The sequence below is a fragment of the Inquilinus sp. NPDC058860 genome (assembly GCF_042743185.1).
Taxonomy (GTDB): Bacteria; Pseudomonadota; Alphaproteobacteria; order DSM-16000; family Inquilinaceae; genus Inquilinus.
In genome coordinates, this window is record NZ_JBHYMS010000009.1 from 139,468 (window position 1) to 160,847 (window position 21,380).

At 70.8% G+C, this 21,380-nt stretch carries 23 protein-coding genes; 10 read left to right on the plus strand and 13 right to left on the minus strand.

All coding sequences use genetic code 11. The features are described 5' to 3' along the window. Positions 1-6: 6 nt before the first annotated feature. A complete protein-coding gene (locus tag ACFW16_RS08775; protein WP_380303888.1) occupies positions 7-1,215 on the minus strand; it encodes an ABC transporter substrate-binding protein in 1,209 nt (402 codons plus the stop codon). 141 nt (positions 1,216-1,356) lie between these two features. On the opposite strand from ACFW16_RS08775, the gene ACFW16_RS08780 reads away from it, so the two are divergent. Continuing rightward, positions 1,357-1,926, plus strand: coding sequence for a hypothetical protein (locus ACFW16_RS08780; protein WP_380303890.1), 570 nt, complete (start codon positions 1,357-1,359; stop codon positions 1,924-1,926). On the opposite strand, the gene ACFW16_RS08785 is transcribed toward ACFW16_RS08780, so the two are convergent. Both ACFW16_RS08785 and pspF read right to left on the minus strand, forming a co-directional pair. Next, on the minus strand, positions 1,927-2,757 hold the full coding sequence (locus ACFW16_RS08785; protein WP_380303892.1) for an SDR family NAD(P)-dependent oxidoreductase: 831 nt from the start codon (positions 2,755-2,757) through the stop codon (positions 1,927-1,929). It abuts the gene before it with no gap. Further along, a complete protein-coding gene (pspF, locus tag ACFW16_RS08790; protein ID WP_380303893.1) occupies positions 2,754-3,770 on the minus strand; it encodes a phage shock protein operon transcriptional activator in 1,017 nt (338 codons plus the stop codon). The genes ACFW16_RS08785 and pspF overlap by 4 nt, the downstream gene beginning before the upstream one ends. Before the next feature lie 157 nt (positions 3,771-3,927). Here pspF and ACFW16_RS08795 point away from each other — a divergent pair, with 157 nt between their 5' ends. The 8 genes from ACFW16_RS08795 (at position 3,928) to otsA (ending at position 9,252) form a co-directional block, all read left to right on the plus strand. Further along, a complete protein-coding gene (locus ACFW16_RS08795; protein WP_380303895.1) occupies positions 3,928-4,098 on the plus strand; it encodes a hypothetical protein in 171 nt (56 codons plus the stop codon). A 165-nt stretch (positions 4,099-4,263) separates the two neighbouring features. Further along, the gene (gene pspA, locus ACFW16_RS08800) at positions 4,264-4,932 is read left to right on the plus strand and encodes a phage shock protein PspA (RefSeq protein WP_380303897.1); all 669 of its coding nucleotides are present in this window, start codon (positions 4,264-4,266) and stop codon (positions 4,930-4,932) included. A gap of 57 nt (positions 4,933-4,989) precedes the next feature. Continuing rightward, complete coding sequence (gene pspB, locus ACFW16_RS08805) at positions 4,990-5,223, plus strand: envelope stress response membrane protein PspB (RefSeq protein ID WP_380303899.1); 234 nt, start codon at positions 4,990-4,992, stop codon at positions 5,221-5,223. After that, the gene (gene pspC, locus ACFW16_RS08810; protein ID WP_380303901.1) at positions 5,220-5,621 is read left to right on the plus strand and encodes an envelope stress response membrane protein PspC; all 402 of its coding nucleotides are present in this window, start codon (positions 5,220-5,222) and stop codon (positions 5,619-5,621) included. The genes pspB and pspC overlap by 4 nt, the downstream gene beginning before the upstream one ends. A gap of 35 nt (positions 5,622-5,656) precedes the next feature. Further along, complete coding sequence (locus tag ACFW16_RS08815) at positions 5,657-6,022, plus strand: DUF4870 family protein (RefSeq protein WP_380303903.1); 366 nt, start codon at positions 5,657-5,659, stop codon at positions 6,020-6,022. Positions 6,023-6,079: 57 nt separating this feature from the next. Then, positions 6,080-6,739 carry a hypothetical protein gene (locus ACFW16_RS08820; RefSeq protein ID WP_380303905.1) on the plus strand — a complete coding sequence of 220 codons (660 nt, stop codon included), beginning with the start codon at positions 6,080-6,082 and terminating at the stop codon, positions 6,737-6,739. Positions 6,740-7,110: 371 nt separating this feature from the next. Further along, a complete protein-coding gene (gene otsB / locus ACFW16_RS08825) occupies positions 7,111-7,869 on the plus strand; it encodes a trehalose-phosphatase (protein WP_380303907.1) in 759 nt (252 codons plus the stop codon). Positions 7,870-7,884: 15 nt separating this feature from the next. After that, positions 7,885-9,252, plus strand: coding sequence for an alpha,alpha-trehalose-phosphate synthase (UDP-forming) (gene otsA, locus ACFW16_RS08830; RefSeq protein WP_380303909.1), 1,368 nt, complete (start codon positions 7,885-7,887; stop codon positions 9,250-9,252). Between the two features lie 142 nt (positions 9,253-9,394). On the opposite strand, the gene ACFW16_RS08835 is transcribed toward otsA, so the two are convergent. From ACFW16_RS08835 to ACFW16_RS08860, 6 genes are all read right to left on the minus strand, one after another. After that, entirely contained in the window at positions 9,395-10,414 is a 1,020-nt protein-coding gene (locus ACFW16_RS08835) for an ABC transporter permease (protein ID WP_380303911.1), read from the minus strand. Between the two features lie 112 nt (positions 10,415-10,526). Further along, positions 10,527-11,555, minus strand: a complete 1,029-nt coding sequence (locus ACFW16_RS08840) for an ABC transporter permease (RefSeq protein ID WP_380303913.1) — start codon at positions 11,553-11,555, stop codon at positions 10,527-10,529. 158 nt (positions 11,556-11,713) lie between these two features. After that, on the minus strand, positions 11,714-12,772 hold the full coding sequence (locus ACFW16_RS08845; RefSeq protein WP_380303915.1) for a sugar ABC transporter substrate-binding protein: 1,059 nt from the start codon (positions 12,770-12,772) through the stop codon (positions 11,714-11,716). Positions 12,773-12,799: 27 nt separating this feature from the next. Continuing rightward, a complete protein-coding gene (locus ACFW16_RS08850; protein ID WP_380303917.1) occupies positions 12,800-13,582 on the minus strand; it encodes an ATP-binding cassette domain-containing protein in 783 nt (260 codons plus the stop codon). Continuing rightward, positions 13,579-14,817: an ROK family protein gene (locus tag ACFW16_RS08855; RefSeq protein WP_380303919.1), complete on the minus strand. Its 1,239-nt coding sequence runs from the start codon at positions 14,815-14,817 to the stop codon at positions 13,579-13,581. The genes ACFW16_RS08850 and ACFW16_RS08855 overlap by 4 nt, the downstream gene beginning before the upstream one ends. A 276-nt stretch (positions 14,818-15,093) precedes the next feature. Further along, positions 15,094-17,268: a malate synthase G gene (locus tag ACFW16_RS08860; protein WP_380303921.1), complete on the minus strand. Its 2,175-nt coding sequence runs from the start codon at positions 17,266-17,268 to the stop codon at positions 15,094-15,096. A 168-nt stretch (positions 17,269-17,436) separates the two neighbouring features. Between ACFW16_RS08860 and ACFW16_RS08865 the strand changes: the two genes are divergently transcribed. After that, the gene (locus ACFW16_RS08865) at positions 17,437-18,261 is read left to right on the plus strand and encodes an IclR family transcriptional regulator (RefSeq protein ID WP_380303923.1); all 825 of its coding nucleotides are present in this window, start codon (positions 17,437-17,439) and stop codon (positions 18,259-18,261) included. A 6-nt stretch (positions 18,262-18,267) separates the two neighbouring features. Here ACFW16_RS08865 and ACFW16_RS08870 read toward each other — a convergent pair whose 3' ends face one another. From ACFW16_RS08870 to ACFW16_RS08885, 4 genes are all read right to left on the minus strand, one after another. Further along, positions 18,268-18,477, minus strand: coding sequence for a cold-shock protein (locus ACFW16_RS08870; RefSeq protein ID WP_380303925.1), 210 nt, complete (start codon positions 18,475-18,477; stop codon positions 18,268-18,270). A gap of 370 nt (positions 18,478-18,847) precedes the next feature. Then, the gene (locus ACFW16_RS08875) at positions 18,848-19,792 is read right to left on the minus strand and encodes a hypothetical protein (RefSeq protein WP_380303927.1); all 945 of its coding nucleotides are present in this window, start codon (positions 19,790-19,792) and stop codon (positions 18,848-18,850) included. A 21-nt stretch (positions 19,793-19,813) separates the two neighbouring features. Beyond that, positions 19,814-20,812, minus strand: coding sequence for a spore coat U domain-containing protein (locus ACFW16_RS08880; RefSeq protein ID WP_380303929.1), 999 nt, complete (start codon positions 20,810-20,812; stop codon positions 19,814-19,816). 23 nt (positions 20,813-20,835) lie between these two features. Then, a complete protein-coding gene (locus ACFW16_RS08885; protein ID WP_380303931.1) occupies positions 20,836-21,375 on the minus strand; it encodes a spore coat protein U domain-containing protein in 540 nt (179 codons plus the stop codon). Positions 21,376-21,380 lie beyond the last annotated feature (5 nt).

A 21,380-nucleotide genomic window follows, 5' to 3' on the forward strand; every position in this document is an offset into this window, starting at 1 on the left:
GATCCGTTATTTCGCCGCCGTCAGCGGGCAGCCGCTCTCCTGCGGGTTCAGGAAGGCCTGGTCGCCGGGGATGGTGGCCAGCAGCTTGTAGTAGTCCCAGGGCTTGCTGCTCTCGGACGGCGCCTTGACCTGAAACAGGTACATGTCGTGCACCATGCGGCCGTCCGGCTGCACCTTGCCGTTCCTGGCGAAGACGTCGTCGACCGGCAGCTCCTTCAGCTTGGCGGCGACCTTCTCGCCGTCATCGGTGCCGGCGGCCTGCACCGCCTTCAGATACTGCAGCACCGAGGAGTATTCCGAGGCCTGGACCGAGTTCGGCATGCGCTGGGTGCGCTCGAAGAAGCGCTGGGCGAAGGCCCGGCTCTCGTCGTTGCGGTCCCAGTAGAAATCCTCGGTCAGCACCAGCCCCTGCGACGCCTCGAGGCCGAGGCCGTGCACCTCGGCCAGGGTGAACAGGAGGCCGGCCAGCTTCTGGCCGCCGGCGACGATGCCGAACTCCGCCGCCTGCTTGATCGCGTTGGCGGTGTCGAGCCCGGCATTGGCGAGGCCGACCACCTTGGCGCCGGAGGCCTGGGCCTGCAGCAGGAAGGAGGAGAAGTCGGTGGTGTTCAGCGGGTGCCGCACGCTGCCCAGCACCTTGCCGCCCTTGGAGGTGACGAATTTGCTGGTCTGCTCCTCCAGCGAATAGCCGAAGGCGTAGTCCGCGGTCAGGAAGAACCAGCTGTCGCCGCCCTGGTCGACCAGCGCGCCGCCGGTGCCGACCGCCAGCGCATGGGTGTCGAAGGCCCAGTGGAAGCCGGTCGTGGTGCAGGCCTTGCCGGTCAGGTCGGCGGTGACGGCGCCGGAGGTGATGGTGACCTTGTGCTTCTCGGCGGCCAGCGCCTGCACCGCGAGGGCGACGGAGGAGGTGGTCAGCTCGCTGATCATGTCGACGCCGTCGACGTCGAACCATTGCCGGGCGATGTTCGAGCCGATGTCGGGCTTGTTCTGGTGGTCGGCGGAGACGATCTCGATCGGCGCGTCCAGCACCTTGCCGCCGAAATCCTCGACCGCCATCCTGGCGGCCTCGACCGACCATTTGCCGCCGTAATCGGCATAGACGCCGGACTGGTCGTTCAGGACGCCGATCTTGACCACGTTGCCCGAGACCTGGGCGGCGGCCGGCAGGGCGAAGCCCGCGACCAGCAGCCCGACAGCAACAGCGCTCCGCTTCATGGTGCCTCCCCGAGGACGGTGCATTCGCAAGGATTTTAGGATTTTCGAAACCCTGCCTGAGTCGGGGCGGCCGGTGCAATCGCCTTTTCGCAGTGCGGGAGGAAATCCGTTACCGTTTCCCGGTTCGAGCGGAGGACTCCGATGCGAAACGCCCTGATCGGCCTGGCCCTTCTCGCCGGGCTCGGCCCGGCGGCGGCCGGGGAGACCGCCAGCGCCTATACCGAGCTCGACCCGGAGCGGGACTGCGCGACGGTGGCCGCGGCCGGCCCGGATGACGGCGACTGGCAGGACCTGGTGTGCAGCGGCTGGCGCGGCTATCCGGTGCTGCTCTCGATCGCCGACCTGCGGTCTTCGGTCTTCTACGGCTTCCCGCCGGCCGGCGAGAGGCCGTTCGAGACCTTCGCCGCCTTCAACAGCGTCGGGCCGCGGATCGAATGGCGGATCGACGGCGGCACGCCCTTCGCCACGATCCACCGCCGGACCGTCGAGGGGGCGGAAGGCCAGCGGACCGAGGTGCTGGTCGTGTCCAGGGTCGGGCAGCCGGCGGACCGGCAGGGCTGTGTCGTCGGGCTGGTGGCGGCCACCGGCGACCCCGGCGCCAACGAGGCGGCGCGCAGGCTGGCCGACGAGCGGGCGCGGGGTTTCGCCTGCGGCAGCGACAGGCCGGTCGAGATCGGCGCGGTGCCGGCCTTCGCCCTGGGCCGCCGCTGATCAGTTGATGCCGCGGCTGGTGGCGGCGATCATCAGCCGGTCGAACAGGGCGGCCGGCAGCAGCCGCTTCACCCAGAACACCAGCTTGGCATCGGTGCCCAGGCGCAGCCGCGCCGGCATCCGCCGCGCCTCGGCCAGGCGCAGCAGCCGCGCCGCCGCCCGGTCGCTGATCGCGGCCGCCCGCTCCGGCGCCACCCCGCCGAGCGCCGCCCGCCGGGCCACGGCCCGGTCGTATTTCCGGCGATAGGGCGAATCGGCCGCCGGCGCCGGATGGTCCAGCCGGGCGTTGAAGCCGGTGTCGTGGCGCCCGGGTTCGACCGCACAGACCTGCACGCCGTGCGGCGCCAGCTCCAGGCGCAGCGCCTCGCTGAAGCCGGACAGGCCGTGCTTGCTGGCGCAGTAGATCGCCATGAAGGGCGTGCCGATGAAGCCGAGGACCGAGGAGATGTTGATCACCCGGCCGCGCCTCAGGCGCAGCGCCGGCAGCAGGTCGCGGGTCAGGAGGATCGGCGCCTCCAGGTTGGTCGTGAGCTGGCGCCGGACCTGATCGTCGTCCAGCGCCTCGACCGGGCCGTACAGGCCGTAGCCGGCATTGTTGATCAGGCAGTCGAGGCCATCGGCCACCGCCGCCGCGACCGCCGCCCGCTGCGCCGGGTCGGTGACGTCGAGCGGCAGCACGGTGACGCCCGGGATGGCGGCCAGCGCCGCGGCCTCCGGCCGATCCGCAGGACCGCGCAGCGTCGCCAGCACCGACCAGCCGGCGGCGGCGAAGCGCCGGGCCGCGGCGAAGCCGAAGCCGGAGCTGCAGCCGGTGATCAGCACGGTCTTCATGCGTCCTCTCCCCCCGATCGCGCGGACAGGCCGTGCTTGCGCAGCAGGTGCCGCAGCTGGTCGTAGCCCAGGCCGAGCGCCGTGGCGGCGCGGCCCTGATGCCCGCCATGGGCCTGCAGCGCCGCCTCCAGCCAGCGTGTCTCGACCGCCGCGATCTCCGCCCGAAAATCATAGGGCAGGGCCGGCGCCGCGGCGGCGGGGGCCTCGGCTCCGGCCCCGGTTTGCAGGCCTTTCGGCCGCCAGGGCGAGGCGAAGGGGTCGAGCACGATCCCGCTCACCTTTTCGTCCGGCGGGGTGCGGTAGACCGCGCGCTCGACCGCGTTCTTCAGCTCGCGGATGTTGCCGGGCCAGGGATGGCCCTGCAGCGCCGTCATGGCCGCGGGAGCGAAGCCCGGGAAGCCCGGCCGGTCGAGGACATGCGCCATCGCTTGCGCGAAATGCGCGGCCAGAAGCGGGATGTCCTCCGGCCGGGCGCGCAGCGGCGGCACCGTCAGCACGTCGAAGGCCAGCCGGTCCAGGAGGTCGCCGCGGAACCGCCCGGCTGCGACCTCGCCCGGCAGGTCGACATTGGTGGCGGCGACGACGCGGACGTCGACCGTCATGGTCTGGGTGCCGCCGACCCGCTCGATCTCGCCGTATTCGATCACGCGCAGCAGCTTCTCCTGCACCCGCAGGCCGGCATTGGCCAGCTCGTCCAGGAACAGGGTGCCGCCGTCGGCGCGCTCGAACCGGCCGACATGGCGCCGGACCGCCCCGGTGAAGGCGCCGGCCTCGTGGCCGAACAGCTCGCTCTCCAGCAGCTCGGGCGACAGCGCGGCGCAGTCCAGCTTGACGAAGGGCCGGTCCCAGCGCGTCGACAGGAAGTGCAGCCGGGCGGCGATCAGCTCCTTGCCCGTGCCGCGCTCCCCGATCACCAGCACCGGCCGGTCCAGGGGCGCCGCGGCCGAGACGCGGTCCAGCAGGTCGGCGAAGGCCGGCGCCTCGCCCAGCAGATGCGGCAGACCGTCGGCCATGAGTCCCCTTCGGCGAAATTTCCCGAAGAGTCGGAAATTTTCGCCGAAGGATCAAGGGGTGCATTCGGGAAAGCCCGGAATCCGGCCGGATCCGACTCTGGCACGGTCCTTGCAATCCTGGGAACGACCCGAACGCATCGGGGCTCGAGGAGGACCAATGAGCTACGGCTTCGACCCGACCGGCACCCGCACCCGCTATGGCCGCAGCGCCGGAGCCGCCGGCTGGCGCCGCACGGGCGAGCGCCTGTTGGCCTGGATCGCCAGCCGGCCGACCGAGAACTGGGTGTTCTTCGGCGCCGGGGTGCTGATCGCTTCCCTGTTCCTGTAACAGCCCGCCCGCAAACTCGCCCCGGCGGCCGTCTGACGCGGCTTTCTGCGCTTCCGGTGCTCACGGGCCTTCGTGTCCGCTGCGCTCCGGTTCTCGAAAACCACGCCAGCCGACTCACCAGGACGAGCTTCCGGGCAGACCTATGGATCGAAAGAGGACCGTGTGATGGGTATCTTTTCCCGCCTTGGCGACATCATCAACTCCAACATCAACTCCATGCTCGACCGCGCCGAGGATCCCGAGAAGATCGTCCGGCTGATCGTGCAGGAGATGGAGGACACGCTGGTCGAGGTGCGCGCCGCGGCCGCCCGCTCGATCGCGGAGAAGAAGGACATCCTGCGCAAGAGCGACCAGCTCGAGGCGGCGCAGGCCGAATGGCAGCGCAAGGCCGAGCTGGCGGTCGAGAAGGGCCGCGAGGACCTGGCCAAGGGCGCGCTCGTCGCCAAGGCCCAGGCCGCGACCGCGGCCGACCTGCTGCGCCGCGAGCTGGAGACGATCGAGGCCGCGCTGGCCAAGACCAACGAGGATCTCGGCCGGCTCGAGGCCAAGCTGACCGAGGCCAAGAACAAGCAGAAATCCTTCGCCATCCGGCACGACGCGGCGCGCGACCAGATCCGCATCCGCACCCAGCTGCATGACGGCCGGATCGACGAGGCGCTGTCCCGCTACGAGCAGATCGAGCGCAAGATCGACACGCTGGAAGGCCAGGTCGAGTCCTTCGACCTCGGCCGGCGCAAGAGCCTGAGCGACGAGTTCGCCGACCTCGAGGCCGAGGGCGGCGTCGAGAAGGAGCTGCAGGCGATCAAGGCCCGCCTCGGCCGCAGCGGTTCCTGATCGGTTTCGTCAAACCGGCCCGGCGGGAACCGCCGGGCCGCAGACGCAAGGACGGACATGTTTCACGCCTTCTTCTTCGTCCCGGTCATCGTCTTCCTGGTGATCGTGGCGCCGATCTGGCTGGTGCTGCACTACGTCACCCGCTGGCGATCGTCCCGGACGCTGTCGCGCGAGGACGAGCGCATGCTGGTCGACCTGTGGGAGAGCGCCAAGCGGATGGAGCTCAGGATCCAGACGCTCGAGAAGATCCTCGACGCCGAGGCGCCGCAGTGGCGGAGGCCGACGCCGTGACCGACCGTTTCACCGAATCGCCGAACCCGCATCGCCTGTACCGCGATCCGGACAACGGGGTGTTCCTCGGCGTCTGCGCCGGGATCGCCGCCTATTTCGGCGTCTCGCCCGGCAAGGTCCGCTTCGGCACTGTCGTCCTGGGGTTCATCTTCTTCCCGCACATCCTGATCGCCTATCTGGCGGCGGCGGTGTTCCTGAAGCGCCGGCCGCGGCTCCTGTACCGCAGCCCGGACGAGGAGGTGTTCTGGCGCTCGGTCTCGGTCCAGCCGGCCGACACCTTCTCCGCCATCCGCCACAACTTCCGCGAGCTGGAGCAGCGCCTGGTGGGGATGGAGCGCTACGTCACCTCCAGCGAGTTCAAGCTGAACCGGGACTTCCGCGACCTCGAAGGTCGTTGAGTCTCCGGACCCTCATCTGAAGAAAGGAGCCAGAAATGGCCGCTTCCTACCGACCGGATTACGACATCGTCTCGCCGCGCGGCACGCGCGGCAGCCTGAGCACGGTCGGCCATGTGGTCTATGCGATCTACGCCGTCTCGCTGTTCACCGCCCTGCCGATGCTGATCGGCGTGGTCATCGCCTATCTGGCGCGCGGCGACGCCCGCGGCACGGTCGGCTGGGACCACTTCACCTGGGCGATCCGCACCTTCTGGGCGTTCCTGCTGCTCGGCCTCCTGTTCGGCGCCCTGACCTGGGTGCTGGTCGGCTGGCCGCTCCTGGGCCTGCTGTGGCTGTGGACCGCCTACCGCATCGTCCGCGGCTGGATGGCGGTCGCCAACCGGGCGCCGCTGTACCGCTGACGATGGCGCATCGCTGAAACCGGGCCGGCGCGACCGGCCGACTGAGGAGGGATCGTGATGGGTTCGTTGCAGACCTTGGCCTTCCTGGCGGGACTGGGCACCGCCGATCCCTCCGCGGCGGATCTCGCCGCGCCGGTCGATCTGTCGGGCGTGGACATGGTGGTGGTGACCGGCGGCGGCCTGTCCGTCGCCGCCACCACCGATCCCGGCCGGCCGCTGCTGGCGACGCTGCGGCGGTCGGAGGACTGCGCCGCGACCCTGCGGCTCGAGGGCCGCGTCCTCACCGTCGACGTCCGCGAGCAGTCCTCGGTCTGGCCGCGCGACTGCCGGCCGTCGCTGTCGCTCAATCTCCGGCCCGGCGCCGACCTGTCCCTGCGGCCGGCCGCCGTCTCGGCCACGCTGAACGGCCGCTTCGGCGCCGTCGCAGTCGAGGCCAAGGCGGCCGAGCTGTCGCTGGCCGGCCAGGCCCGGACGCTCGACCTGTCGGCCCGGGCGCTGCAGGCGACCCTGCGCGCCGACGATCCGGGCCAGGCGATCCGCATCCAGGCCGACGCCGCCGACCTCGACCTCGGCTTCCGCCGCGGCACCCCGGTCAGCTACCAGGTCGACGCCCGGGTGTCCGTCGTCGACAGCACCATCCCCGCCGCCGCCGCCGACCGGCCGCTGGTGTCGATCAAGGGCGAGTTCGTCCGCGCCCGCATCGGCTACGCCGACTGAGCCTGGAGCCCCGCGCCGGCGGATCAGACGTCCTGTGTGAAATCGACTCTTCGCTCTCTTCCCCGTCATGGCGAGGAGGCGAAGCCGACGTGGCCATCCAGAGGGCGGTACCGCTGGATGGCCACGCCCCTTCGGGGCTCGCCATGACGGATCAATGCTTCGACCGCTGGTATGATTCGCAGGGATGAACGCGGGCGGCTGATCTGGCCTTGTTGGCCCCTTCTTGCAATATCGGCTTGTCGTCCTTAAAACAGACAATAGATGCACTGATCTGCCGGCCAGATCCGGCGGCCGGTGGGTCTGTTGTCGTGTCCGGCTTCGTTCCGGATCGGCAATCTTTACGGAAAATTGACATGGAGATTTGACCGCGCATGGCGCCGCAGACCATCGACTCGACTGCCTTCGCCGACAGTATTTCCGGCATGGCCCTGTTCCTCGACGTCGATGGCTGCCTGATCGACTTGGCCGAACGGCCCGAGGACGTGGTGGTGCCGCCCGGCCTGATCGGCGATCTCGAGCGGCTGTCCACGCGGGTCGGCGGTGGCCTCGCCCTGGTTTCCGGCCGGGCCATCGCCGATCTCGACCGGCTGTTCGCGCCGCTCCTCCCGCCCGCTGCCGGCCAGCACGGCCTGGAATGGCGCGCGACTCCGGCCGGGCCGATCGAGCGCGTTCCGGTCGACCGCGCGGTGCTCGACCGGCTGGCCTCGTCCCTGGCGGGCTTCGCCGCCGAAAAGCCCGGCCTGCGGGTCGAACCCAAGGGCGCCGCGGTGGCGATCCACTACCGCCAGGCGCCCGCCCTCGGGCCGGAGGTGATCGCCTTCGCCGACGCGCTCCTGGCCGGAACCCCGGGCTGGCATGCCCTGGCCGGCAAGATGGTGGTCGAGCTCAAGCCCGACGGCGTCGACAAGGGCGCGGCGGTCGACCGCTTCCTGGCGCTGGCCCCTTTCGCCGGCCGCCGGCCGCTGGCCGCCGGCGACGACGTCACCGACGAGGACGCCTTCGCCGCGGCGCTGCGCCGGGGCGGTGTCGCGCTCCAGGTCGGCGACAGGGAACCGACCGTGGCGAACCGGCGTTTGCCTGATCCCGCGGCCATGCGCGCCTGGATCGCGCATCTGGCCGCCTCCCGCTGACGAGAAGGGACCGGCATGGGCCGCCTGATCGTGGTCTCGAACCGCATCGCCCCGGTGGAGGAGGGCAAGGCGCCGCAGGGCGGCCTCGCCGTCGCGGTGCTCGCGGCACTGAAGGAGACCGGCGGTGTCTGGCTGGGCTGGAGCGGCAGGCTGGTGGCGGAGGCGACGGCGCAGCCGAGGCTGAAGCGCGCCGGGCCGCTGACCTATGCGATGCTGGACCTGACCCAGACGGATTTCGACCTCTACTACAACGGCCACGCCAATTCGACACTGTGGCCGATCTTCCACTACCGGATCCAGCTGACCCATTACAGCCGGGCGGCGGAGGACGGCTACCGCAGGGTCAACGGCCTGTTCGCCGACGCCCTGCTGCCGCTCTTGCGCCCCGGCGACCGGATCTGGGTGCACGACTACCAGCTGATCCCGCTCGGCCGGGCGCTGCGCGACCGCGGCGTGACGGCGCCGGTCGGCTTCTTCCTGCACACGCCGTTCCCGGTGCCGGAGGTGCTGCGCACCTTGCCGACCTATCAGGCGCTGTTGCAGGACCTCGCCGCCTATGACGTGGTCGGGCTGCACACCGCGCGCGACCGCGACGCCCTGCTCTCGGCCTGGCACCGCAACTGGCGCGAGACCACCGACGGGCGGGTCGAGATCGACGGCCGCCGGATCGTGGTCGAGGCCTTCCCGATCTCGATCGAGACCGAGGAGATCGCGGCCGACGCCCCGGCGGCCTGGAACATGCGGTCGGCGCACCGGCTGCGCGACAGCCTGGTCGGGCGCGACCTGATCATCGGCGTCGACCGGCTCGACTATTCCAAGGGCTTGCCGCGCCGCTTCGAGGCGTTCCGCACCCTGCTGGAGCGCTGGCCGGACCGGCGCGGCCGGGTGTCGTTCATGCAGATCGCGCCGCCCACCCGCAGCGACGTCGCCGAATACCAGGAGATCCGGCACCAGCTGGAGAGCCTGGCCGGGGCGATCAACGGCGAGTTCGCCGATATCGACTGGGTGCCGCTGCGCTATCTGAACAAGAGCGTGCCGCGCAAGACGCTGCTGGGCTTCTACCGCTCGGCCCGGGTCGGGCTGGTGACGCCGATGCGCGACGGCATGAACCTGGTGGCCAAGGAGTATGTCGCGGCGCAGGACCCGGAGGACCCGGGCGTGCTGGTGCTGTCGGAGTTCGCCGGCGCGGCGGAGGAGCTGGACGCGGCGCTGATCGTCAACCCCTTCGACGTCGAGAGCGTGGCCGAGGCGCTGGAGCGGGCCCTGATCATGCCGGTGGAGGAGCGGCGCGAGCGCCACGCCGCGCTGATGCGGGTGCTGCGCGGCAACGACATCGGCCATTGGCGCCGCCGGTTCCTGGCCGCGCTGGAGGGCGCGGCTTAGAGACCGTCTGTAAATGCTACTGGCGTGGCCGTCTGACGGCGGTTTCTGCGCTTCCGGTGCTCACGGACTCAAACGTCCGCTGCGCGCCGGTTCTCGAAACCACCGCCAGCCGACTCACGCCAGCGCATTTCCAAACGGTCTCTTAGAGATACCGCTTGCGGATCGAGGGCTTCAGCGTGTCCAGCAGGACGGCCGCCAGCACCAGCGTGCCCTGGATCACCTGCAGGTAGTGCGGCGGCATGCCCATGAGGTCGATCGCGGTGCGGATCGCGCTCAGCAGCAGCACGCCGGCGAAGACGCCGGAGAGGCGGCCGGCGCCGCCCTTCAGGCTGACGCCGCCGATCACCACCGCGGCGAAGGTCTCGAACAGCATGCCGACGCCGAGATAAGGGGTGACGCGGACGGTGCTGGCCGCCAGCAGCCAGCCGGCGAAGGCGGCGAGGCCGCCGGACAGGACGAAGGCGATCGTCACCAGCCGGCCGGCCCCGTCCGGTCCCGGCCGGCTGCCGCCGGTCACGCGCAGGCGCCGGCCGAACGGGGTCCTGGCCAGGACGAGGCCGAACGCCAGGAACACCGCGACCAGGATCCAGGTCGGCACCGGAACATCCAGGATCGTGCCGGTGCCGACGGCGCGCAGCTCAGCCGGCAGGCCGGCCACGGCGCGGTTTCCGGAAGACGCCACCGCCGCGCCGAAGAGAATGATGTAGGCGGCGAGAGTGACGATGAAGGCGTTGATCCTGAACCGCACCACGAGCGTCGCATTGACCAGGCCGATCAGGCCGCCCAGCAGGATCGCGCCGGCCAAAGTCGCCGGCACCACCAGCCAGGGCGGGTCCAGCGTCCACCCCAACCCGGGGCCCGTGGTGCCGAGGAGCAGCGCCGTCGTCATGGCCGACAGCGCCAGCACGGATTCGATCGACAGGTCCATCTGCCCGGCGATGATCACCAGCGACAGGCCGATGGCGAGGATGCCGATGAAGGTCGACTGCTGCAGGATGCCGGTGAAGGTGCCGGCCTGGAAGAAGCCGGGAACCGTCAGCGAGAACGCCGCCAGCACGGCCAGGAGGATCAGCCAGACGATGTGGTCGAGCACCGGCCCGGCCCAGGCGCGGCGGCGACGGTCGGCGGTCGGGGACGCTGGCTGGGCCGCGGTGCGGTCCATCGGCTGACCTCGGGCAATGGCTGCGGCATGCACATGTCGACCCTCTTTTCGGCCCCCTTTGTCCTGCCCGCAAGGGGCGGGGACCTGAACAGGCGCGACAGGGCAGCCAGCGCTACAGATACCGCTTCCGGATCGAGGTCTTCAGCGTGTCCAGCAGGACGGCGACCAGCACGAGGACGCCCTGGATCACCTGGGTGTAATGCGGCGGCATGCCCATGACGTTGATCGCGGTCTGGATCGCGGCCAGCAGCAGCACGCCGGCGAACACGCCGGACAGGCCGCCGATGCCGCCCTTCAGGCTGACGCCGCCGATGACCACCGCGGCGAAGGTCTGGAACAGCATGCCGACGCCGAGATTGGCGGTGGCGCCGGCGGTGCGGGCGGCCAGGAGCCAGCCGGCGAAGGCGGAGAGGCCGCCGGCCAGGACGAAGGCGATCATGACCAGCCGGTCGACCTTGATCCCGGCGCGGAACGGCGCCTGGGGATTGCCGCCGATCATGGTCAGGTGCCGGCCGAACGGCGTCTTCCTCAGGATGAAGCCGAAGACGACGAACACCGCGATCAGGATCAGGCCCGGCACCGGAATGCCGAACAGGCTGCTGGTCGAGACGGCGCGGATCTCGGCCGGCAGGCCGAAGACCGACCGGCCGCCGGACGACGCCACCACCGCGCCGCGCAGGGCGATGTAGCCGGCCAGGGTGACGATGAAGGCGTTGATCCTGAACCGCACCACCAGCACGGCGTTGACCAGCCCGACCACGCACCCCACCAGGACCGCGCCGACCAGCGTGACCGGCACCGCCAGCCAGGGCGGATCCAGCGTCCAGCCCAGCCCGGCGCCGGCGGTGCCGAACAGCAGGGCCGTGATCATCGCCGCCAGCGCCATGGTCGATTCGATCGACAGGTCCATCTGCCCGGCGATGATCACCAGCGACAGCCCGACGGCGAGGATGCCGACGAAGGTCGACTGCTCCAGGATGTTGGTGAAGATCCCGGTCTGGAAGAAGCCAGGGATGGCGAGGGAGAAGATCGTCAGCACGGCCAGCAGGATCAGCCAGACCAGGTTGTCGAGCACCGGCTCGATCCAGGCGCGCCGGCCGGCGGTCGGGGAAGCGGGCTGGGCCACGGTGCGGTCCATCATCGGGTCCTCAGGGAAGGGGCTGCCGCAACTCCCTCCGCCGTCATTGCGAGCGCAGCGAAGCAATCCAGGGCAGCACGCGGCAACCCCTGGATTGCTTCGTCGGCTTCGCCTCCTCGCAATGACGGTGAGGGAGGGGCGCTCGAAGGTTTTCGCCCGCGTCATTTCACCGGCTGCACCGGCGTGGCCGGCGGCTTCAGGTTGCCCCAGAAGCGCGGGTCGTCGACATTGGCCTTGGTGATCGCGGCGCCCGGGATCTTCAGGTTCGGGCCCCAGGATTCGATCGTCAGCTCGGATTTCAGCCCCAGCACGTCATAGGTGCCGGGCTTCAGCTCCTCCTTGGCCACGATCCTGTCGATGAACATCGCCAGGCCATAGGCCTGGGCATAGAGCGGCTGTTCCACCTCCACCTGCTCCCAGCCCTTGCGGATCAGGTCGAGGCCGACCGGCGCGCCGTTCGAGCTGACCAGCATGACGTCGCCCGGCTTCTTGCCCTTGGCCTCCAGGATCGCGGCCACGGGCACCGCCAGATGCGCGGCATGGACGAAGACCAGGTCGATGTCCGGGTTGGTCAGCAGCTGGTCCGAGGCGATGTTGCCGGCGTTGGTCGCCTCCCATTGCAGCGCCGCCTGGGTGATGATCTGGACGTCCGGGAAGGCCTTCATCTTGGCCTCGAAGCCCTTCTGGATGTCGAGGGTGTAGCTGTCGCCCGGGTCGCCCAGGATCTGCAGCACCTTGCCCTTCACCGATCCGTGGCGGGCCTTCAGCAGGCCCTGGATCTGGTCGGCCGCGATCTCGCCGATCTCGACCGTGCCGGCGACCGAGGTCAGGTCGAACGCGGTGCTCTTGATCTGCCGGTCGAACACCAAGACCGGGATGCCGGCGGCCCTTGCCCGCTCCACCCCCGGCACCACCGAATCGAAATCGACCGCGGCCAGCACGATCGCCTTCGGCTTCAGCCTGATCACGTCGTCGATCTGGTTCAGCTGCAGGTCGGTGCGGTTCTGGGCGTCCAGCGACACCGTCTCGTAGCCGGCCTGCTTCATCGTGCTGGTGATCACCGCCACCGATTCGGTCTGGAACTCATCCAGCAGTGTCGGCACCAGGTAGTACACCTTGCCCTTGTCCTGGGCGAAGGCGCTGGTTGCGCCCCCGGCCGTGCCCGCCAGCGCCGCGAGGGCGATCGCGGCCGCCCCCAGGGTCCGTCTCGCAATCCGCATGATGCTGCCTCCTCTGTTTCTGGTTTCTCAGGCGACGCGCTGCGTCACGTCGCCGGTGATCATCCGCACCACCTCCTCGGGGCTGGTCCCGGCCGTCGCCACGTCGCCGGACACCCGGCCGTGGCGCAGCACCACGATCCGGTCCGACACCTGGAAGGCATGCGTCATGTTGTGGGTGATCAGGATCACGGCGACGCCCTGGTCGCGCACCCGCGCGATCATCTCCAGTCCCCGCCGCGTCTGCTCGACGCCGAGCGCGGCGAAGGGTTCGTCCAGCATCACCATCTTGCCGCCCCAATGGACGAAGCGGCTGAGCTCGATCACCTGGCGCTGGCCGCCGGACAGGTGCTCGACATTGGTGCGGACCGACGGGATGCGGGTGCCGGCGGCGCCCAGGGCGCGTTCGGTGATCGCCTGCATCTCGCGCTCGCGCAGCACCGGAATGCCCAGGACCTTCCGGGTCAGCTCGCGGCCCATGAAGAAATTGGCGACGACGTCGACATTCATGCACAGCGACAGGTCCTGGTAGACCGTCTCGATGCCGCGCGCCTTGGAGTCCGCCGGGCTGGCGAAGCGGCACTCCTCGCCGTCGAACACCACCCGGCCGGCGGTCGGCTGCAGCCCGCCGGAGATGATCTTGACCAGGGTCGACTTGCCGGCGCCGTTGTCGCCCAGGAGGGCCAGCACCTCGCCGGCGCGCACGCCGAAGCCGACATCGGCCAGCGCCGTGACCGCGCCGAAGCGCATCTGGATGTGCTCCAGCCGCAGCAGCTCCCGGCCCGCGGCTGCGATCTGGGCGGTGTCGGTCATGCCCGTCCCTCCGTGGCGATGGCGGTGGCGCGCCGCGCCGGCGGCGGCACGGCAGCCGGCTCGGCCTCGGCGAAGAGCAGGCCGGAGCGCGGCGACAGCAGGCCGGAGATGGCCAGCACCGCCGCCCCGACCAGCGCGTTGTCGGCGCCGATCGCGGACAAGGCGAGGCGCGGATGGGTGCGGTCGCTGCGCCGGCTGACCGAAGGCAGCAGCGGCTCCAGCCGCCCGGCGAGCCGGTGCAGGATCGGCTCCGGCATCTCCCCGCCCAGCACGACGCCGGCGGGGTCCAGCAGGTTCTCGATGGTGCAGATGGCGCGGCGCAGCGGCGGCACCGCCGCCTCGATCCAGGCGGCGACGGCGGGATGATCGGCGGCCCCCGGATCGGCCGGGTCCAGCGCCACCCCGGCTTCGGCCAGCGCGGTGCGCAGCGCATGCACCGAGACATAGGTCTCAAGGCAGCCCTCGTTGCCGCAGCTGCAGGCGCGGCCGCCCGGCACGATCGGCATGTGGCCGAACTCGCCGGCATTGCCCCAGGCGCCCTGATGCACCTGGCCGTCGACCACCAGGCCGCCGCCCAGGCCGAAGCCGAAATGGATGTAGAAGACGTCGCGCAGGCTGCGGCCCAGGCCGAACATCGCCTCGCTCAGCGCCGCCGCCGGGGCGTCGCCGCCGACGAAGGCGGGCAGGCCGGTGACCTGCCGCAGCCGCTCCGCCACCTTCACGCCGGCCCAGCCGGCCAGGGTGGTGGGGCCGACGAAGCTCATCGCCTCGACATCGAAGGGCCCGGGCATGGCCAGGCCGACGCCCAGCACCCGCCCCGGCGCCGCGGCGCGCAGCCGTTGCACCATCGCCGCCATCGCCGGCAGCGCCGTGTCGGGTGTCGCGGCGGGCAGGTCGGTCTGGATCCGGCCGCGCACGGCGCCGGTCAGGTCCAAGAGCAGGCCGCGCAGGCGGTCGCGCATCAGCTGCAGCCCGACGGCGAAGCCGCCGTCGGGGTCGATCGCCAGCTCGATCGCCGGCTGGCCCGGCCCCTTCGGCGTCTCGCGCCGGGCGGTCAGCAGGCCGATCTCCTCGAATTCGCGGATGATGTTGGTGATGGTCTGCGGGCTCAGCGCCACCAGCCGGGCGATCTCGGCGCGCGAGATCGGCCCGTGCAGGCGCACCGCCTCCAGCACGATGCGCCGGTTGTACGGCCGTCCGAGATCCTGGTTCGTGCCCTTCAGCCGCGTCGCCATGCAGCCTCCCGACCCGGAGCGTGATCCCGGCCGGGAAGTTCGTCAAATGGTTTTATGAATTCGGGCAGGGCGGTCCGGACCGGATCCACCACAGGGTGCATGGCCGGCCTTATGGAGCATCCGATCGGCCGAACTGACGCGCGGCCGGGTGTCGGGCACTGTCTGGAGTCGCCGCTGTCGAACCCCACCTGAGCAGCGGAACTGGTCTCGGGCACGAGATCGGGAGCCGGCGGCGAGGCGCCCCAATCTGCTGTCTCGCCGCCGGTGCCTCTCTGTTCAGCCCGCCGCCTTCGCCTCACGGCGGCGGCGGTGCAGGATCGGCTCGGTGTAGCCGTTGGGCTGATCGAGGCCCAACAGCACCAGGTCCAGCGCCGCCTGGAAGGCGATGCTGCGGTCGAAATCCGGCGCCATCGGCCGGTACGCCGGGTCGCCGGCGTTCTGGCCGTCCACGACCGCCGCCATGCGCCGCATCGTCTCCCGCACCTGCGCCTCGGTGCACAGCCCGTGCTTCAGCCAGTTGGCGATGTGCTGGGACGAGATGCGCAGCGTGGCGCGGTCCTCCATCAGCCCGACATCGTTGATGTCCGGCACCTTGGAGCAGCCGATGCCCTGGTCGATCCAGCGCACGACATAGCCCAGGATGCCCTGGGCGTTGTTGTCCAGCTCGCGCTGCACCTGCTCCGCCGCCAGGTTGCGGCCGCCCAAGAGCGGCGGGGTCAGGATCGCGTCCAGCTTCGCCTTCGGCCGCGACCGCAGCTCCTCCTGCCGCGCCGCCACGTCGACCGCGTGGTAGTGCGTGGCGTGCAGCACTGCCGCGGTCGGCGACGGCACCCAGGCGGTGCTGGCCCCGGCGCGGGGATGGCCGATCTTGGCGGCGAGCATCTCGGCCATGGTGTCGGGCTTGGCCCACATGCCCTTGCCGATCTGCGCCCGGCCCTTCAGCCCGGCGGCCAGGCCCTGGTCGACATTGTTGTCCTCATAGGCGGACAGCCAGACGGCGTCCTTGATGTCGCCCTTCGGCAGCACCGGCCCGGCCAGCATGCTGGTGTGGATCTCGTCGCCGGTGCGGTCGAGGAAGCCGGTGTTGATGAACACCAGGCGGTGCCGCACCGCGCGCATGCACTCCTTCAGGTTGACCGTGGTCCGCCGCTCCTCGTCCATCACGCCGACCTTCAGCGTGTGGCGCGGCAGGCCCAGCGCATCCTCGACCCGGCCGAACAGCGCGTCGGTCAGCGCCGCCTCGTCGGCCCCGTGCATCTTCGGCTTGACGATGTAGACGCTGCCGGCCCGGCTGTTGCGCGGCCCTTCGGTCTTCTTCAGGTCGTGGACGGCGCAGAGCGAGGTGACCATGGCGTCGAGGAAGCCTTCCGGCACCTCGTTGCCGTCCTGGTCCAGCACCGCGTCGGTGGTCATCAGATGGCCGACATTGCGGACCAGCATCAGGCTGCGGCCCGGCAGGGTCAGCGTGCCGCCGCCGACGGCGGTGTAGGTCCGGTCCTCCGCCAGCCGGCGGGTCATCGTCTTGCCGGCCTTGACGAAGGTCTCGGACAGGTCGCCCTTCATCAGCCCCAGCCAGTTGCGGTAGACCGCGACCTTGTCCTCGGCGTCGACCGCCGCGACCGAATCCTCGCAGTCCTGGATGGTGGTGATCGCCGCCTCCAGCACCACGTCCTTCACGCCCGACGGGTTGTCGGCGCCGATCGGGTGCGACCGGTCGATCTGCAGCTCGACATGCAGGTTGTGGTTGCGGAACAGCAGGCTGCGCGTCCCGTCCTCGCCGGCATGGCCGACGAACTGCGCCGGGTCTGCGAGGGTGGTGGTCGAGCCGTCGGCGAGCACGATCTCCAGCGCCGCCGTCGCGCCGGTGGTCAGGCGGTACTCCGCGACCTTGCCGTGGCTCCCCGCGACCAGCGGGATCGCGGTGTCCAGGAGCCGCGCCGCCTCGGCGATCACCGCCTGGCCGCGCTTGCGGTTGAAGCCGGCGCCGGGCGCCAGGTCGCCGGTCTGCGGGATCGCGTCGGTGCCGTACAGCGCGTCGTACAGGCTGCCCCAGCGGGCATTGGCGGCGTTCAGGGCGAAGCGCCCGTTCATCACCGGCACCACCAGCTGCGGCCCGGCGATGGTGGCGATCTCCGGGTCGACATTCGCGGTGTCGATGGCGAAGTCCGGCCCCTCCTCGCGCAGATAGCCGATGCCGGTCAGGAAGGCTCGGTACTCGGCCGGGTCCAGGGTCTGGCCCCGCCGCTCCCGATGCCAGGAATCGATCTGCTGCTGCAGCCGGTCGCGCTCCGCCAGCAGCGCCCGGTTGACCGGGCCGAGCTCCGCCACGATCGCGGCGAAATGGCGCCAGACCGCGTCCGGGTCGACGCCGGTGCCGGGGGCGATCTCCCGCTCGACCAGATCCGCCAGGGACGAGGCCACCCTCAGGGTGTGCCGGGAAACATAGGTCATGTGCAGCGCCGTGGTTGAAGGGCCATGCTCATCCGGCTAGTCGAACGGCCACGGGCGGTCCAGGGCGCCGCGAAAAGTTTCCCGCGATGCGGAAACCGCCGATGCTATGAAGCAGTCTACAGCCTTGGGCGGGACGGCGTCCCGCACGGCCTCAGGTCGGATGGAGTCATGAGAGAAAGGCGATCGGCGCCGGCCAAGGCGGACGGCGCCCCGCGGTCGGGCAGCGTGCAGTCGGTGGAGCGGGCGCTGTCGCTGCTCGAGGCCCTGGGCGAGGACGAGGAAGGCACGCGGCTGACCGACCTGGCGCTGCGCACCGGCCTGTCGCCCTCGACCGTGCACCGCCTGCTGACGACGCTGGAGCAGCGGCGCTTCGTGCAGTTCGACCCGTCGGACGGAATGTGGCACATGGGCCGCCAGGCCTTCGCCGTCGGCGCCGCCTTCGTGCGGCAGCGCAACTTCGTCGCCCCGGCCCTGCCGTTCCTGCGCCGGCTGCGCGACCAGACGCGCGAGACCGCCAATCTCGGCGTCGCCGACGACGGCGAGATGGTGTGCCTGACCCAGGTCGAGAGCCGCGAGATCATGCGCGCCATCACCCGGGTCGGCGGCCGGGCGCCGATGGCGTCCTCCGGCATGGGCAAGGCGATCCTGTCGACCTATTCCGAGGCCGATGTGGCGGCGGTGGTCGCCCGGCACGGCCTGCCGCGGCTGACGCCCCGGTCGCTGACCGTCGCCGCCGGCCTGGCGGCGGAGCTCGCGCTCATCCGCCGGCGCGGCTATGCGGTCGACGACGAGGAGTTCGTCACCGGTCTGCGCTGCGTCGCCGCCGTGGTCCACGACGCGCAGGGCGAGGCGCTGTGCGCGATCTCGGTCTCCGGCCTCGCCACCCGCCTGACCGCGGAGCGGGCCGCGGCGCTGGGCCCGCTGCTGCGCGACACCGCGCGCGAGCTGACCCGCGCCCTGGGCGGGCGGCAACCCGACCAGGACGCGGTCTGAGCAGGGTCAGACGGCCTTGAGGTTCTCGGCCGACGACTTGTTGCGGCGCGGGTCCATCTGCTCCTCGTAGGAGACCCGCTGGCCCTCGTTGAGGCCGCGCAGCCCGGCGCGCTCGACGGCGGAGATGTGGACGAACACGTCCGGCCCGCCGCCTTCCGGCTGAATGAACCCGAAGCCCTTGGTGCTGTTGAACCATTTCACGGTGCCGATCGGCATCGCTCGCCTCCCAGGATAGATAGATGGCGCCGCGCATAAGCACGCGACGCGTCAGTCGGTCCCCGCGAAGGCAACGATCCAGGACCGCGGATGCGGTCGGCCGGCCATCCGAACCGGAGTGACGGCCCATGATGGAGCGGGTTTCGTCGCAATGGCAAGAAGATGATGAGATGATCTCGACGTCCGGCCCCGGTGCTCGGCGCCGCCGCCCCCGCTTCGGTGCCCGGTCCCGAAGGCCGGGTCAAGCGGGGGCCTGCAATACCTATGCGATCGGAATTTGTCTGAAGCGGATGAGTTCTGCGCGGGTTCGGCCCCGCCGCGATGAGAATTTATGCAGTGCCGATCAAGTCTGTCGGATGTCGGCCGTCCGTCAGGACAAAGCGCCGCCGGAGCCCCCCAGCAGCCCGCCGATCGAGGCCTTGAACCCGCCGAGGAAGCGCTCGACGACGGCGACGGACGGGCCGGCGATCTCGATGTTGATCCGGCGCTTGTCGATGGGGTCGACGCTCTTGCGCAGGTAGCTTTTCTTGGCCAGCTCGTCGATCCGGCGGACGGTGGTGGAATAGGGCGCGTCGATCAGGCCGCACAGCTCGCTGACCGACACGCCGCCCCGGCCGGCCAGCCGGCTGCGGTGCAGATACATCAGGATCTGGACATATTCGACGCTGACGAATTCGTCGCCCAGCGCGCCGGCGAGCGACTTGATGATGGCCAGCGAGGCATCGATCAGGGCGACGGGGCTGTCGGTCATGGCGGGGGCTCCTCCGCCGGCAGGGCCCGTTTCGGCCGCGCCGTCGCGATGCAGGTTCAGCATCTCCGCATGCTGGGCCACGATGTCGTGGCTGAGGTCGGCCACGCGGTCGAGGGTGGAATCGATCCGGCCGATCTTCCGCCGGAAGCCGGCCAGGAAGGCGAGGTTGCGCCGGATCAGCATGCGGATGGCCGCGTCGCCGAGGCCGCCGTCATAGACGACATGGCCGATCAGGTCGAAGGCCAGCTCGCTGGCGGACAGCAGGTCCCGGTCGCCGATGACGACCAGCTTGCGCGTGCCGCGCAGCGGGCCGAGGACGCGGCGCGCGAAGGCGACGTCCACGGGTTTGGGCAGCGAGCCGAGATGGACCAGGACCAGATCCGGCTCCAGCGAGCGGATCTGCGGCATGTGATCGCCGGCGATCGGCAGCTCGAACAGATCCGCGAGGGGGCGGATCTCGCCGCGCACGAGGTCGAGGTCCCGGGGCCGGGTGCCGTAGAGGACCGCGAGCTTGAGCCTGCCTTTCGCCCTCACGTCGGCGGTGCCGTCTTGATGCTCGCCCATGGAGCCCCCAGCCCTTGGATATCAGAAGGTCGCGGTGACGACGACGAGGTCGGTGTAGGTGCCTGCGGCCGGCGCGACCGCCAGCGGCGTGGTGAGCTGGCCGCAGGCCTGGTGGTTGTTGATCGCGCTGACGATGGCGCCGGTGCCGGCCAGCGGCGACGCCGTGGTCCAGGCGGTGTTGCAGCCCGGCTGGAACAGCGCATAGGCGAGGTAGTCGGTGCCCTTCCGCATGCGCCGGGTGCCGCCGCTGACGTTCTGGCCGTCGCCGATGGTGATGCTGTAGGGCGTCTGGTAGGTGCAGCGGATGCCGACATTGCCGAACTGCCGCACGCCGGTCGAGCCGGCCTGCGCCGCCGAGACCGAGCCCCAGGATCCGAAGTCGATGTCCTGGAAGTTCTCGAACTGGCAGTTCTTGGGCACGATCGAGGTGACGGTGAAGCTGGTGGTGATGGTGCCGGTCGGGTTGCCGAGGCCGGCCTCGCAGCTCGCATTGCCGGAGTTGAACAGGTACCTGGTGACGAGCTGGTAGGTGTCGGTGTAGGTGCCCGGCCGGACGCGGTCCTGCTGCTGCCGGTCGAGATAGGTCAGGGTCAGCGTGTTCGTGCCGTTGATGTTCGTGGTGGTGCCGCCGCCGACGACATACAGCTTGATGCCGCCGGTCGACGCGCTGCCGCCGCCGTCCCGGGCATAGCGGCGGTTGAACTGCTCCTTCATCTCCCAGACCAGGCGGGAATCGGTGTCGCGGGTCTGGTAGAAGGCGTAGTCGCTCGGGCCGACCTGGCTGCCGGTGGCGCGGATATAGGCGCACAGCCGGACATCGGTGAACGGCGTGCGGGCAGAGCAGTTGTAGCTGACCTCGCCGGTCGCCGACGCCGCCGCGTTCGGCACGATATCCACCGTGGTCGTCCCGAAATTGCTGATGTTGGTGATCCTGCAGCTCTGCGCCTGCGCGCCCGCGGCCAGCAGCATCGCCACGGCGGTGGACAGCACGAAGAGGAGCAGGCGGGGCAGCGCGGTCATGGCGGCGGGGTTCCTGGGCATCGTCAATAGGCGACGGTGAGGCGGACCGGGGCGCGGTCGCCTGCGGGGGCGCCCGCCGCCGGCGCGGCGCGGGCATAGAGCGGGACGGTGACCGGGGCGCCGGTGCCGCTGCCGGGAACGGTGTCGACGCCCGGCCGGTCGCCCCAGACGCTCCGGCGGCCCGGATCGCTGTACAGCCGCGCGGGGATGGCGGGCGCGGCGCCGGCATCGAGGGCGAGGAGATAGGGCAGGCCCCTGGTGCAGTCGATGGCGACGCTGCCGGCACCGTCGACCGCCGCCCCGCCCGGCGCGAGGCCCGGGAAGGTCAGGCGCGCATCGCGGTCGACGCTGCAGGCGGTCTCGATCGTGATCGCGATGCGCAGCGCCGAGGCGCCGGCGACGCGCGGGCCGGCGGTGCCGGGCGCGTTGTCGCCGGGCAGCCCGCCGAGGCCGACGGTCGGCCCCGGCCCGGCCGGGATCTCCTGGGCCCGGGCCGGCGGCGGCCAGCCGGCCGCGAGGACCAGGGCGGTGCCGGCCAGGGCGAGGAGATACGAGGAGCGCATGGGAT

Excerpts from the sequence above, each read along its gene's own strand:
- pspB (WP_380303899.1), top strand. The coding sequence starts at position 4,990 with ATGTTTCACGCCTTCTTCTTCGTCCCGGTCATCGTCTTCCTGGTGATC.
- ACFW16_RS08885 (WP_380303931.1), bottom strand. The coding sequence starts at position 21,375 with ATGCGCTCCTCGTATCTCCTCGCCCTGGCCGGCACCGCCCTGGTCCTC.
- ACFW16_RS08785 (WP_380303892.1), bottom strand. The coding sequence starts at position 2,757 with ATGAAGACCGTGCTGATCACCGGCTGCAGCTCCGGCTTCGGCTTCGCC.
- ACFW16_RS08840 (WP_380303913.1), bottom strand. The coding sequence starts at position 11,555 with ATGATGGACCGCACCGTGGCCCAGCCCGCTTCCCCGACCGCCGGCCGG.
- otsB (WP_380303907.1), top strand. The coding sequence starts at position 7,111 with ATGGCGCCGCAGACCATCGACTCGACTGCCTTCGCCGACAGTATTTCC.
- ACFW16_RS08815 (WP_380303903.1), top strand. The coding sequence starts at position 5,657 with ATGGCCGCTTCCTACCGACCGGATTACGACATCGTCTCGCCGCGCGGC.
- ACFW16_RS08820 (WP_380303905.1), top strand. The coding sequence starts at position 6,080 with ATGGGTTCGTTGCAGACCTTGGCCTTCCTGGCGGGACTGGGCACCGCC.
- ACFW16_RS08795 (WP_380303895.1), top strand. The coding sequence starts at position 3,928 with ATGAGCTACGGCTTCGACCCGACCGGCACCCGCACCCGCTATGGCCGC.
- ACFW16_RS08835 (WP_380303911.1), bottom strand. The coding sequence starts at position 10,414 with ATGGACCGCACCGCGGCCCAGCCAGCGTCCCCGACCGCCGACCGTCGC.
- otsA (WP_380303909.1), top strand. The coding sequence starts at position 7,885 with ATGGGCCGCCTGATCGTGGTCTCGAACCGCATCGCCCCGGTGGAGGAG.
- ACFW16_RS08855 (WP_380303919.1), bottom strand. The coding sequence starts at position 14,817 with ATGGCGACGCGGCTGAAGGGCACGAACCAGGATCTCGGACGGCCGTAC.
- ACFW16_RS08880 (WP_380303929.1), bottom strand. The coding sequence starts at position 20,812 with ATGACCGCGCTGCCCCGCCTGCTCCTCTTCGTGCTGTCCACCGCCGTG.
- ACFW16_RS08850 (WP_380303917.1), bottom strand. The coding sequence starts at position 13,582 with ATGACCGACACCGCCCAGATCGCAGCCGCGGGCCGGGAGCTGCTGCGG.
- ACFW16_RS08780 (WP_380303890.1), top strand. The coding sequence starts at position 1,357 with ATGCGAAACGCCCTGATCGGCCTGGCCCTTCTCGCCGGGCTCGGCCCG.
- ACFW16_RS08865 (WP_380303923.1), top strand. The coding sequence starts at position 17,437 with ATGAGAGAAAGGCGATCGGCGCCGGCCAAGGCGGACGGCGCCCCGCGG.
- ACFW16_RS08870 (WP_380303925.1), bottom strand. The coding sequence starts at position 18,477 with ATGCCGATCGGCACCGTGAAATGGTTCAACAGCACCAAGGGCTTCGGG.
- pspF (WP_380303893.1), bottom strand. The coding sequence starts at position 3,770 with ATGGCCGACGGTCTGCCGCATCTGCTGGGCGAGGCGCCGGCCTTCGCC.
- ACFW16_RS08775 (WP_380303888.1), bottom strand. The coding sequence starts at position 1,215 with ATGAAGCGGAGCGCTGTTGCTGTCGGGCTGCTGGTCGCGGGCTTCGCC.
- ACFW16_RS08860 (WP_380303921.1), bottom strand. The coding sequence starts at position 17,268 with ATGACCTATGTTTCCCGGCACACCCTGAGGGTGGCCTCGTCCCTGGCG.
- ACFW16_RS08845 (WP_380303915.1), bottom strand. The coding sequence starts at position 12,772 with ATGCGGATTGCGAGACGGACCCTGGGGGCGGCCGCGATCGCCCTCGCG.
- pspA (WP_380303897.1), top strand. The coding sequence starts at position 4,264 with ATGGGTATCTTTTCCCGCCTTGGCGACATCATCAACTCCAACATCAAC.
- ACFW16_RS08875 (WP_380303927.1), bottom strand. The coding sequence starts at position 19,792 with ATGGGCGAGCATCAAGACGGCACCGCCGACGTGAGGGCGAAAGGCAGG.